Here is a 9,691-nt window from a genome sequence, read left to right as displayed (position 1 = left end):
GGTTGCGGGCTACCCGCACAACGTCGTCGCACAACTCCTTGGGATAGGGCTTGCCATGGTGACATCCTTCCAGCCCGCCCACCCTGGGCAAGCGATCTCGGTTGTCACCCATCCGTGCAACAGACCCGACCGGTGCGCGGCTGCCAAATGCGTTGTGTGTCATCGCCAATCGATGCATGGTAGATTTCCTGAAAGTTTCGGCCACCGCGCGCGAACGTGGCGATGGCAGCCGCCGGCACGAACTGTTCGACCACCGGCGCCGGCAGCCACTCACAGGGGCGTACGTGCATCAAGTCGTCCCAGCCAGAACCATCCGACGGGATCGCGGGTCCACACGAACGAGCCCTCGGCGATCTCGGCGAAGCGAGTGACCTGACGCAAGAGGCACTCCCGTTCGGCCGGCCCAGTCGCGGATTGCCCGAACCCGCAAACCCCCTGTCGCAACGCGTGATCGAGCGTGGTCTGCGGTCCGGCGGCATCGTCACGAGACCGTGCGTCAGATTATTGGCGTTTCTTTTACGTCGAAACGTGAAGGTCAGCATCCCGGTATTCCTGTAGATCGGACATTCTCGATCTGGCTTCTCGGTCTACTTCCGGTTGTTTTCGCGTGCTTGCGCCTAATGACTCTCGCGCGTGGAAACACCAAGACCCTGAAATCGTTGATGCAAAATCTCAACGTGACCGCGTTGGTGCTGGCCACGATCATTCCGCTTGGAAGCTCACTGCTGACCTGGTGGCACTTTTTCAGCATCATCGTTAAGGTAGGATCCACACGAAAGCCTGGCCGAGGGCTATCTCTCGTGTTGCTACTGCTTTTCATTGGCTTTAGACTTTTATGCGATGCCATTGCAGTGGGCTGTCGAGGAAACCGCCCACCTTGCCCAGGCATGACGACAACCCGTGTCTCGTGCTGCGCACGGCGGTGGGATAGCACTCCGCGCCGAGTAGGATCAGCGCATAGTTCGGGCCGAAGGAACAAGGGCAGCCCGAACACCGCCGCGAACGCGATGACGGTATGGATCAGTCCGGGAATCACGGCGATCAGCAACATTGACGCCGCGCACAACACCAGTCCCGAGAGTTGCAAAGTGGTGCGGTGCAATCGATCCACCGCCACCAACCCGACGAGCGCACCGCTCAGGCCGAAACAGATCATCAGCACGGTGTTGATCGCCACATTGGCGACGGTGTCGGTCGACGGGAAGATGCTTTTGATCAGCAGCGGTTGGCCCACGGCGTTGCCCTAGGTCGCGATGCTGAAGAAGAACCAGCTGCCGCCGGTGCCGATCAGCGTGATCAGGAAGGTGCGATTGGTCAGCACCTCCGAAAGCCGTACCCTGACCCGCGCCTTGCCGGTGGCGGCGACGAGCTGCGTCGTCTGCGAAAACACGGACAGGTCGCTTTCGGCGAGTTCGCGGTCTTGGGCGACCCGCAACGTCCAGCGCGGCGACTCCGGCATATGCCTGCGGTTCCACAGCACCAGCAGCGCCGGCAACGCACCGAGGCCCAGGATGAGCCGCCAGGCCAGTTCGTGTGGCGTCCTCATCGCCAGAACCAGAAGTGCTACAAGGTAAGCTGAGACCTGACCTAACGCAAAAAAACAGGAATGCGAAGCCGACGACCCGGCCGCGGTTGAAGTGGTTGGCGTACTCCGTGGTGATCACACTGGACGCCGGGTAGTCGCCGCCGCTCCCGATGCCGAGGATGAACCGGGCGACCAGCAACCAGGCGAAGTTCGGTGGCGAGCGCGGACAGCAGCGCGCCGACGACCATGATGGCGGCCTCCGGGCCGTACATGGTGCGCCGGCCGAGCAGATCGCCGAGCCTGCCGAACACAAACGCGCCAATGGCCACGGCGAGCAGGGCCGAGTTGGTCAGCAGCGCCACCGTCCGGAGCTCAGCCCGAACTCCGGCTTCACGAGCAGGATGACGGTGCCAATGACGTTGAGGTCGTAAGCATCAGTGAAAAAGCCGGCGCCCACGGTCGCGGCGGCCTTGAGGTGAAACAGGCTCAGCCGGGCGTTGTCGAGGGCTTTTTCGATCGGATCCACTGGTGTCCGGGCGGTTGCCGTAGTGGCATCCAGGGTCCGTGTCATGAACTTCTCCCTGATGGTGAGGAACCGTCAAATACCTCCTCAGTCTCGGGATGTATGCGGCCGCGAAATCGAACGTCGTCGACGTGCGCGTTAACAACGGGGGAACGTGCGTGCTTGTCGTGCGGATAAGTGAGACACGTCTCAAACACGGCCTATATCAACGCTTCGCGCGGGGTCGACCTGGCCGTGGTCAACGCGGAAAACGCACAGCGCAGCGGACCCCGCGGACCGGGTTCAGGGCTTCATATCGAAATGGCAGAACGCCTGCTCGAATCTGGTGTCGATGTCATCACCGGGGGCAACCACTCCTGAGACGGAGAGATGGCCGATGTGGAGAAGGCGCTCGCGCACCCGCGGGTGTTGCGCCCGTTCAACATGCCCGACGACCTGCCGGGCGACGGCGTGCTCCAATTGAAGGCCGCTGGAACAGATTTCACCGTGGTCAACCTGATGAGCAAAACCGCCGTGGTCGAGCAGGAACCGTTGTTCGGTCGGTGGTTGACCGAACCACAACACGTCACGCCGTTGTGGCGAGCATGGCAGTCAATCGACCGGCGTGGCGCGGTGATTGTGGACCTGCATGGGTCGAGCGTCAACGAAAAGTAAGCTTTCGTGTTCCAGGACAACGCTCTGCTGCCGTGGCGCACCGTGCGGTCCAACATCGAGCTGGCGCTGCGGCTGCGCGGTGTCCCGCGGGCACGACTGCCCGTTGGAAGGGTCATTCACGCGAGCAGATTATTTGGGGAAACAGGGAATTCACTGTGAGTCAGCGTTGGAGTTGTTTACCGTGGATGCGACAACGTCGGGTGGCAGAACCGGCCTGCGGCGGCCGTTGTGTGTCGCGTCAAAATTTCATGTCGGTTTCGGTTGGGCAAAGGTACGGCAGCTGCCGGTGATGCGAAGGCCGGTATTGCCTGGCTGCTTTTATGTTGGCTGCCATGGCCGGACTCAACAATTGCGTGAGGCGCTGGCGCACAGCCCTTGCCGCGAGCATGTCGGCACTGGTTGCTGCCGTTCTCGGATGCGCCCTCGCCCCCGTGGCTCACGCTGCCGCGGCCGCGGCGACGTTGTCGGTGGCGCATGCGTGGCAGACCGGGTTCATTGCGCACTTCACCGTCACCAACATGAGTATGACGCCGCTCACAGATTGGCGGATCGAGTTCGACTTGCCGGCGGGAGAAGGTATTTCGCACACCTGGAACAGCAGCTTCACTCAGTCGGGCACGCATTTCGTGCTCGGACCCGCGAACTGGAATCGCAGCATTGCACCGGGTGGTTCGGCCACCGGTGGTTTCCGGGGCGTGCTGAGCGGCTCCTTCTCGCCGCCGGCGAATTGCGTTCTCAACAGGCAATTTCCGTGCAGCTAGCGGCCGGACCGCTACCCGGGTCCCAGGGCAGCAGGGGCGGGCAGCTCCCGGTAGCGCGCCCCCGTCGGTGTGACGAACTCCACTGTGTGACATCCCTTTTGTCGATCTCCGCTGTCACGTGCCAGCACGGCTCTTCCTTGGTGTAGTTGCACCGCTCACATATGCCGACGCCGTTCGTCGCACTGGTCGCCCCGCCCCGGGCGATGCGGCGTGGCGTGATCCGTGTGCCGGATCGGCGCGTCGCAGTAGGGCGTCCGGCAACACCGATCCCGCATGCCGATGAATGCAGCCCATCCCGCCGGGAAACAGCGGGTACGCGACTCCATCGCGACCAATGACCGCGCCCGCGGGCGCCGATGACGGTGCCCAACAGTGACTCGTCGGACATCACCAGAATTGACCGCGACCTGCGCAGGCCGGCCGGTGACGCGTTCGATCAACGCATCGGCCATCACCTGGCCCCGGCTGCGGCCGTCGAACGTGGTGTCGGCGGCCCGCTTGAGCGCCGCGTACACCGACACACCCTGCGCGACCGGCAGCAGCGCGATGACGAACGTCATCGCGTCGGGTGCCGGTCGGATGGTCACGGTGCGGTCCGACTCGGCCTTGGCGGCCCGATCGACAGCCGCCTGCGGATCGCCCAGCCCCTCCAGCGAGGAGGCGTCGGTGCACAGCTCAGCACCCAGGATACGGCGATCGTCGACATCCAGGCAGGCCGACTCGCGCACGATGAGCGTGGCTCGCCACTCCGACAGCAACCTGGCCTGCAGGGCCGCAAGCGTGTGCGGCATTTCGCACACTAGCGCCTTGGCCAGCCCGAGATGTCTGGGCCACCCCGAATCGGGGAATCGCGTCGTGCCATCGCGATTTCGGCCGCCACGCCGCGGCGCGCCGAGCGGCCGGAACACCCAGGTCCGCGTCGTGCGCGTGGCGCAGCACATCGAGGGCGACGGCGGCCAGACCACCGTACTCGAACATAAGTTCGATTGTAGGCGAGGCCACCAACGCGTCGCACGTCGTGAGGTGCTACGCTGCCCGGCAGTCGACATCCTTTAACGATCCGTCCGGAGAGGCGGATAAGGAGGTCAGGTTTCGCATGAGCGCCGCGGGTGATTCCGCAACCGGTCGCGAATTGATGTCGGCGGCCGACGTCGGTCGAACCGTTTCCCGTATCGCGCATCAGATCATCGAGAAGACCGCGCTGGACAGTCCCGACGCATCCCGGGTGGTGCTGCTGGGCATCCCGACCCGCGGCGTGATCCTGGCCAACCGCCTGGCCGCCAATATCGGCGAATTCAGCGGTGTCGAGGTCGGCCACGGAGCACTCGACATCACCTTGTACCGCGACGATTTGAACATCAAACCGCCCCGCCCGCTGGAGGCCACCTCGATCCCCGCCGGGGGCATCGACGACGCGCTGGTGATCCTCGTCGACGACGTGCTCTATTCGGGCCGTTCGGTGCGCTCCGCCCTGGACGCGCTGCGGGATGTGGGCCGCCCGCGAGCCGTGCAACTGGCGGTACTCGTCGACCGCGGCCACCGCGAGTTGCCGGTGCGGGCCGACTACGTCGGCAAGAACGTGCCGACCTCCCGCGCCGAGAGTGTGCACGTCCTGCTGCGCGAGCACGACGACCGCGACGGAGTCGTCCTCGCGCGGGAGAGCGACTGATGACCAGGAACCTGCTGACCGCCGGGGATCTCGGCCGCGACGACGCCACCGCGATCCTCGACGATGCCGACCGGTTCGCGCAGGCCCTGGTAGGTCGCGAGATCAAGAAGCTGCCGACGCTGCGCGGGCGCACCGTGGTCACGATTTTCTACGAGAATTCCACCCGCACCCGGGTGTCTTTCGAGGTGGCCGGGAAGTGGATGAGCGCGGACGTGGTCAACGTCAGCGCGTCGGGATCCTCGGTGGGTAAGGGCGAGTCGCTGCGCGACACCGCGCTGACGCTGCACGCCGCCGGCGCCGACGCGCTGGTCATCCGGCATCCGGCCTCCGGCGCCGCGCATCTGCTGGCTGACTGGACCCGCGATCGCGAAGCCGGCCCGTCGGTGATCAACGCCGGCGACGGCACGCATGAGCACCCCACCCAGGCGCTGCTGGACGCGCTGACCATCCGCCAGCGGCTCGGCGGCATCGAGGGCCGCCGCATCGTGATCGTCGGCGACATCCTGCACAGCCGGGTCGCCCGCTCCAACGTGACCCTGCTGGCCACGCTGGGCGCCGAAGTGGTGCTGGTGGCGCCGCCGACGCTGCTGCCGGTCGGGGTGGAAAATTGGCCGGCCACCGTCTCCTACGACTTCGACGCCGAGTTGCCCGCCACCGACGCCGTACTGATGCTGCGGGTGCAGGCCGAGCGGATGAACGGCGGGTTCTTCCCGTCGGTACGCGAATACTCGGTGCGCTACGGGCTTTCCGGCCGCCGCCAGGCGATGCTGCCGGGGCACGCGGTGGTGCTGCACCCGGGTCCGATGGTGCGCGGCATGGAAATCGCGTCGTCGGTGGCGGATTCGTCGCAATCCGCGGTACTACAACAGGTTTCCAACGGCGTGCATGTGCGGATGGCTGTGCTGTTCCACGTCCTGGTCGGAACCTTATCGGTGGGGACAGACGGGAAAGAGGGGACCTCGTGACGGTGCTACTGCGCGGCGTGCGGTTGTACGGCGAAAGTGAGCGGGTGGACGTCCGGATCGATGACGGGCAGATCGCCGCAATCGGGACAGGGCTGGCCATTCCCTACAGCGCCGACGTCATCGACGCGACCGGCCATGTGCTGCTGCCCGGGTTCGTCGATCTGCACACCCACCTGCGTGAGCCCGGTCGCGAATACGCCGAGGACATCGAAACCGGTTCGGTCGCAGCCGCTCTGGGCGGCTTCACCGCGGTGTTCGCGATGGCCAACACTACTCCGGTCGCCGACAGCCTGGTGGTCACCGACCACGTCTGGCACCGCGGGCAGCAGGTCGGGCTGGTGGATGTGCATCCGGTCGGCGCCGTCACCGTCGGCCTGAACGGAACCGAGCTGACCGAGATGGGCATGATGGCCGCCGGCGCCGCGCAGGTGCGCATGTTCTCCGACGACGGCACCTGCGTGCACGACCCGTTGATCATGCGCCGGGCCCTGGAGTACGCCACCGGGTTGGGCGTGCTGATCGCCCAGCACGCCGAGGAGCCGAGGCTGACTGTTGGCGCGGTGGCACACGAGGGGCCGACGGCGTCGCGACTGGGACTGACGGGATGGCCGCGGGCCGCCGAGGAATCGATCGTCGTCCGCGATGCGTTGCTGGCCCGCGATGCCGGCGCCCGGGTGCACATCTGCCACGTCTCGACCGCGGGGACCATCGAGCTACTGAAATGGGCTAAGGGGCAAGGTATTTCGATCACCGCTGAGGTGACACCGCATCATCTGCTGCTCGACGACAGCAGGCTGGTCAGCTATGACGGGGTGAACCGCGTCAACCCGCCGCTGCGGGAAGCCTCCGATGCGGTGGCGCTGCGTCGGGCGCTGGCGGAAGGGATCATCGACTGTGTGGCCACCGATCACGCCCCACACGCCGAGCATGAGAAGTGCTGCGAGTTCTCCGCGGCGCGGCCCGGCATGCTCGGGCTGCAGACGGCGCTGTCGGTGGTGGTCCAGACGATGGTGACGCCTGGACTGCTGACCTGGCGGGACGTGGCCCGGGTGATGAGCGAAAACCCCGCGCGCATCGTCGGATTACCGGACCAGGGTCGGCCGCTCGAGGTGGGCGAGCCGGCCAACCTGACGGTGGTGGACCCCGACGCGACGTGGACGGTCTCCGGGGCCGACCTGGCCAGCCGTTCGGACAACACACCTTTCGAGTCTATGACCCTACCCGCCACCGTGACGGTCACGCTGCTGCGCGGGAGGATCACCGCCCGCGACGGGAAGAGCCCCGCATGAATCCCGGAACGCTGGTGGGGTCGCTGATCTTCGCGGCCATGCTGGTGGTGGCGATCGCGGTGGTCATCCAGGTGATGATGCTGGGCTGGCGTCGGCGCGCAGAGCGCCAGCAGGAGCTGATCGGCACCCTGCCGCAGGTGCCCGTCGAGGTCGGTATGGCGACCACGACGCTGCGCGGCGTGTACGTCGGGTCGACGATGGCGCCGGAACCCAACGAGCGCGTGACGGCCAGCGGTCTGGGCTATCGCAGCAAGGCCGTGGTGAGTCGCTATCCCGAAGGAATCCTGCTGGAACGCGTCCGCGCCAACCCGGTCTGGATTCCGCAAAGCGCGATCACCGAGTTGCGCACCGAGCGCTCGATGGCGGGTAAGGTCGCCGCCCGCAGCGGGATACTGGCCATCCGATGGCGGCTCTCCTCCAGCGTTGAGATCGACACCGGATTTAGGGCAGGCAACCGCGAGGATTACGAAGGCTGGCTGGAGGACGCTGCGTGACCGTAACCACCAAGGCTCTACTGGTACTCGAAGACGGGCGCGTCTTCACCGGCCGGTCATTCGGCAAGATCGGCCAAACCCTCGGGGAGGCCGTGTTTTCCACCGGGATGTCGGGTTACCAGGAGACGTTGACCGACCCGAGTTATCACCGCCAGATCGTGATCGCCACCGCGCCGCAGATCGGCAACACCGGCTGGAATGGCGAGGACGCCGAAAGTCGCGGCGACAAGATCTGGGTGGCCGGGTACGCGATTCGCGACCCGTCGCCACGGGCCTCCAACTGGCGGGCTACCGGGACGCTCGAGGACGAGTTGATCCGGCAGGACATCGTCGGGATCGCCGGCATCGACACCCGTGCGGTGGTGCGGCATCTGCGCAGCCGCGGCTCGATGAAGGCCGGAGTGTTCTCCGGTGCGGCGGTCGCCGACCCGAAGGAACTGTTGGCACGGGTTCGTGACCAGCAGTCGATGCTCGGCGCCGACCTGGCCGGCGAGGTCAGCACCCCGGCCGCCTACGTTGTGGAACCCGAGGTTCTCCAACGGTTTACGGTTGCCGCGCTGGACCTGGGGATCAAGACGAACACGCCGCGCAACTTCGCCCGCCGCGGCATCCGCAGCCACGTGCTGCCGGCGTCGGCGGCCTTTGAGCAGATCACCGAAATCAAGCCGGACGGGGTGTTCTTGTCCAATGGGCCCGGAGACCCGGCCACCGCGGACCACACCGTCGCGCTGACTCGCCAGGTGCTGGACGCCGGAATCCCGTTGTTCGGTATCTGCTTCGGCAACCAGATCCTGGGTCGGGCGCTAGGCCTGTCCACCTACAAGATGACCTTCGGGCACCGCGGCATCAACATCCCCGTCATCGACCACGCCACCGGGCAAGTCGCTGTGACCGCCCAGAACCACGGCTTCGCGCTGGAATGCGAGGCCGGCCAGCGGTTCGACACCCCGTTCGGCGCGGCGATCGTCAGCCACACCTGCGTCAACGACGGGGTCGTCGAGGGCGTCAAACTGACCAGCGGACGGGCGTTTTCGGTGCAATACCATCCTGAGGCCGCTGCCGGCCCGCACGACGTGGAGTACCTGTTCGACCAGTTCATCGAGCTGATGGCTGCTCACGACAGCGGAAGGGGCCGCTAGTGCCGCGCCGCACCGACCTCAACCACGTGCTGGTGATCGGCTCCGGGCCGATCGTCATCGGCCAAGCCTGCGAGTTCGACTACTCCGGCACCCAGGCCTGCCGGGTGTTGCGGGCCGAAGGCCTGCAGGTGAGCCTGGTGAACTCCAACCCGGCCACCATCATGACCGACCCGGAGTACGCCGACCACACCTACGTCGAACCGATCACCCCGGCGTTCGTCGAGAAGGTGATCGCCCAGCAGGCCGAGCGGGGCAACAAGATCGACGCGCTGCTGGCCACGCTGGGCGGGCAGACCGCACTCAACACCGCGGTCGCGCTGTACGAGAACGGCGTGCTGGAGCGTTACGGCGTCGAGCTGATCGGCGCCGGCTTCGAAGCCATCCAGCGCGGCGAGGACCGGCAGATGTTCAAAGACATCGTCGCCAAGGTCGGTGGTGAATCCGCGCGCAGCCGAATGTGTTACACGATGGACGAAGTCCGCGAGACGGTCGAGGAGGTCGGCCTGCCGGTGGTCGTGCGGCCAAGCTTCACGATGGGCGGGCTGGGCTCGGGCATGGCGCGATCCGTCGAGGAGGTCGACCGGATGGCCGGTGCCGGGCTGGCGGCCAGCCCCAGCGCCAACGTGCTGGTCGAGGAATCGATCTACGGCTGGAAAGAATTCGAGCTGGAGC

11 protein-coding genes and 3 pseudogenes are annotated in these 9,691 nt (G+C 66.0%); 9 read left to right on the top strand and 5 right to left on the bottom strand.

The window, feature by feature from the left end; all coding sequences use genetic code 11:
• Positions 1-535 precede the first annotated feature (535 nt).
• Genes FQ389_RS17000 through FQ389_RS16985 form a run of 4 tightly spaced genes read right to left on the bottom strand, consistent with a single transcriptional unit; the run spans position 536 to position 2,096 of the window.
• Positions 536-1,234, bottom strand: coding sequence for a hypothetical protein (locus FQ389_RS17000; protein WP_144209760.1), 699 nt, complete (start codon positions 1,232-1,234; stop codon positions 536-538).
• 9 nt (positions 1,235-1,243) lie between these two features.
• A complete protein-coding gene (locus FQ389_RS16995) occupies positions 1,244-1,546 on the bottom strand; it encodes an MFS transporter (RefSeq protein WP_260860862.1) in 303 nt (100 codons plus the stop codon).
• 41 nt (positions 1,547-1,587) lie between these two features.
• Positions 1,588-1,887, bottom strand: a complete 300-nt coding sequence (locus tag FQ389_RS16990; protein WP_144209754.1) for an MFS transporter — start codon at positions 1,885-1,887, stop codon at positions 1,588-1,590.
• On the bottom strand, positions 1,875-2,096 hold the full coding sequence (locus tag FQ389_RS16985; RefSeq protein ID WP_144209751.1) for a hypothetical protein: 222 nt from the start codon (positions 2,094-2,096) through the stop codon (positions 1,875-1,877). Before FQ389_RS16985 ends, FQ389_RS16990 begins: the two co-directional genes overlap by 13 nt.
• Before the next feature lie 129 nt (positions 2,097-2,225).
• Between FQ389_RS16985 and FQ389_RS20935 the strand changes: the two are divergent.
• From FQ389_RS20935 to FQ389_RS16965, 3 genes and pseudogenes are all read left to right on the top strand, one after another.
• Positions 2,226-2,702: pseudogene (locus FQ389_RS20935) on the top strand (YmdB family metallophosphoesterase).
• Positions 2,703-2,849: pseudogene (locus FQ389_RS22995) on the top strand (ABC transporter ATP-binding protein); the annotation flags it as partial.
• A 185-nt stretch (positions 2,850-3,034) separates the two neighbouring features.
• Positions 3,035-3,463 carry a cellulose-binding domain-containing protein gene (locus FQ389_RS16965; protein WP_144209766.1) on the top strand — a complete coding sequence of 143 codons (429 nt, stop codon included), beginning with the start codon at positions 3,035-3,037 and terminating at the stop codon, positions 3,461-3,463.
• 11 nt (positions 3,464-3,474) lie between these two features.
• Here the strand turns inward: FQ389_RS16965 and FQ389_RS16960 are convergent.
• Positions 3,475-4,420 (bottom strand): annotated as a pseudogene (locus tag FQ389_RS16960) (HNH endonuclease); the annotation flags it as partial.
• Positions 4,421-4,559: 139 nt separating this feature from the next.
• Here FQ389_RS16960 and pyrR point away from each other — a divergent pair.
• The 6 genes from pyrR to FQ389_RS16930 all read left to right on the top strand — a co-directional run.
• Positions 4,560-5,132, top strand: a complete 573-nt coding sequence (gene pyrR / locus FQ389_RS16955; protein ID WP_144209742.1) for a bifunctional pyr operon transcriptional regulator/uracil phosphoribosyltransferase PyrR — start codon at positions 4,560-4,562, stop codon at positions 5,130-5,132.
• On the top strand, positions 5,129-6,097 hold the full coding sequence (locus FQ389_RS16950; RefSeq protein ID WP_144209739.1) for an aspartate carbamoyltransferase catalytic subunit: 969 nt from the start codon (positions 5,129-5,131) through the stop codon (positions 6,095-6,097). The genes pyrR and FQ389_RS16950 overlap by 4 nt, the downstream gene beginning before the upstream one ends.
• Entirely contained in the window at positions 6,094-7,386 is a 1,293-nt protein-coding gene (locus FQ389_RS16945; RefSeq protein WP_144209736.1) for a dihydroorotase, read from the top strand. The genes FQ389_RS16950 and FQ389_RS16945 overlap by 4 nt, the downstream gene beginning before the upstream one ends.
• A complete protein-coding gene (locus tag FQ389_RS16940; RefSeq protein WP_144209733.1) occupies positions 7,383-7,880 on the top strand; it encodes a PH-like domain-containing protein in 498 nt (165 codons plus the stop codon). Before FQ389_RS16945 ends, FQ389_RS16940 begins: the two co-directional genes overlap by 4 nt.
• The gene (gene carA / locus FQ389_RS16935; protein ID WP_186296495.1) at positions 7,877-9,019 is read left to right on the top strand and encodes a glutamine-hydrolyzing carbamoyl-phosphate synthase small subunit; all 1,143 of its coding nucleotides are present in this window, start codon (positions 7,877-7,879) and stop codon (positions 9,017-9,019) included. Before FQ389_RS16940 ends, carA begins: the two co-directional genes overlap by 4 nt.
• Positions 9,019-9,691: carbamoyl phosphate synthase preATP-grasp domain-containing protein (locus tag FQ389_RS16930; RefSeq protein ID WP_456085333.1), on the top strand; the 673-nt coding region annotated here is incomplete at its 3' end. The genes carA and FQ389_RS16930, both read left to right, overlap by 1 nt.

This window comes from Mycobacterium tilburgii (assembly GCF_902168065.1).
GTDB lineage: Bacteria > Actinomycetota > Actinomycetes > Mycobacteriales > Mycobacteriaceae > Mycobacterium > Mycobacterium tilburgii.
Note: the sequence above shows the minus strand (reverse complement) of the source record. Positions and strands in the feature narration are given on the sequence as shown.